Here is a 1,751-nt window from a genome sequence, read left to right on the forward strand (position 1 = left end):
GTTCATGATCGGCACGCTGCTGTCGGTGCTGGCCGGCGTGCTGGACCGCCAGTTCGCCTGGTCCCTGCGCGGCACCGACATGTATGCGGGCTACTGCATGGCGGCCAGCGGCTTCCTGGCGCTGGCCCACACCCTTAAAAAAGGTGAGCACATCCGCGTCACGCTGATCCTCAACGGGCTGAAGGGCACGGCACGGCGTTCGCTGGAAATCTGGGCGCTGGCGGCGGCCACCGCGCTTTCGATGCTGTTCGCCTGGTACAGCGTCATGCTGTCGGTCAACTCCTATGCCTACCACGACATCTCCACCGGAAGCGACGCCACGCCGCTATGGATTCCGCAAATCACCATGGGGGTGGGCGCGGTCATCCTGATGGTCGCATTTATCGACGAGCTGGTGCTGGAGATCCGGGGCCGGCGCGCCCACGCAGGCAGCGATGAAGCGCTGCATCACGAATAACAACAAAGAGCCTTCATGTCCGATCTCGCCATCACTTCGCTGCTGATTCTTTCGCTTTTCCTGATCCTGGGCTCCGGTGTCTGGATAGGCCTCACGCTGTCGGGCGTGGCCTGGATAGGCATGCAGCTGTTTTCTTCACGCGCCGCGGGCGACGCCATGGCGGTCACTATCTGGGGTTCGTCGTCAAGCTGGACGCTGACGGCCTTGCCCCTTTTTGTGTGGATGGGGGAAATCCTGTTCCGTACCAAGCTCAGTGAAAGCATGTTCAAGGGCCTCGCGCCCTGGGTCAGCCGCCTGCCGGGCGGCCTGCTGCATACCAACGTCATCGGCTGCACCATCTTTGCGGCCGTGTCCGGGTCCTCGGCGGCGACCTGCGCCACCATCGGCAAGATGACGCTGCCGGAGCTGGCCAAACGCGGTTATCCGGAGGACATCACGATAGGCTCGCTGGCGGGCGCCGGCACGCTGGGCCTGCTGATTCCGCCGTCCATCATCATGATCGTSTATGGCGTTAGCGCCGATGTGTCGATCGCCCGGCTGTTCATCGCAGGCGTTTTTCCGGGCCTGTTGCTGGCCTCGCTGTTCTCCGGCTACCTCGTCGTGTGGGCTCTGCTGAACAAAGGAAAAATCCCCCCGCCTGATGCTGCGATGAGCTTCGGCGAAAAAATCTACGAGTCGCGCCACCTGATACCGGTCGTGCTGCTGATAGGCGCCGTGCTGGGCTCCATCTATACCGGCGTGGCCACCGCGACCGAAGCCGCGGCCATCGGCGTCGTCGGCTCGCTCGTGCTGGCGGTGGTGCAGCGATCCATGAGCTGGAATACCTTCAAGGAATCCTTGCTGGGTGCGACGCGGCTGTACTGCATGATCGCGCTGATCCTGGCCGGCGCCGCCTTCCTGACGCTGAGCATGGGTTACATCGGGCTGCCCCGCCACCTGGCCGAATTCGTCTCCAGCCTCGGGCTGAGTCCTTTCATGCTCGTCGTCGTGCTGAGCATCTTCTACGTCGTGCTGGGCTGCTTCCTGGACGGTATTTCAATGGTGGTGCTGACCATGGGCGTCATTCTGCCCAMGGTGCAGGCGGCCGGGCTGGACCTGATCTGGTTCGGCATCTTTATCGTCATCGTGGTCGAGATGGCGCAGATCACGCCGCCGGTGGGCTTCAACCTCTTTGTGCTCCAGGGCATGACCAAAAAGGAGATCACCTACATTGCGCGGGTGACCTTGCCGTTTTTCTTCCTCATGTGCGGCATGGTGCTGCTGCTCTGGTTCTTCCCGCAGATCGCCACCTGGC

2 protein-coding genes are annotated in these 1,751 nt (G+C 62.6%); both read left to right on the forward strand.

The features are described 5' to 3' along the window. The coding region (locus AC1D0Z_RS20995; protein ID WP_477660095.1) for a TRAP transporter small permease at nt 1-457 on the forward strand (457 nt) is incomplete at its 5' end. A gap of 15 nt (nt 458-472) precedes the next feature. Beyond that, the coding region (locus tag AC1D0Z_RS21000; RefSeq protein WP_477660096.1) for a TRAP transporter large permease at nt 473-1,751 on the forward strand (1,279 nt) is incomplete at its 3' end.

The sequence above is a fragment of the Polaromonas sp. P1_E3 genome (assembly GCF_056405935.1).